1 pseudogene is annotated in these 245 nt (G+C 59.2%); it reads right to left on the reverse strand.

Annotated features, from left to right (window positions below):
- Positions 1–245 (reverse strand): annotated as a pseudogene (locus ACFZPT_RS26845) (glutamine--fructose-6-phosphate aminotransferase); the annotation flags it as partial.

The following is a 245-nucleotide window of genomic DNA, read 5'->3' on the forward strand; positions in this document are numbered from 1 at the left end:
GTTCTGGCTCAAGCGACCTTCCAGGGTGCGTTGCACCACGGTTGGTTGCTCATGGTTTTCCTTGAGCTTGTAGTGGCGAATCTCGCCCTTGTCGGCGGCTTCGGCGCCATCACGGTTTTGCACCGCCTCGCGCTCGACAGAGTTGCCGTTGACGTCCCTGTTCGCCACGCTTTGGCGACGGATGTGGGCATTATCGCCTTGTTCGTGTTTCTTGTAGCGGTCAGTCACCTGACGGAGGGCCTGTT

It is taken from the genome of Pseudomonas sp. MD330_10 (assembly GCF_042610415.1).
In the GTDB taxonomy this organism is placed as follows: Bacteria; Pseudomonadota; Gammaproteobacteria; order Pseudomonadales; family Pseudomonadaceae; genus Aquipseudomonas; species Aquipseudomonas rhodesiae.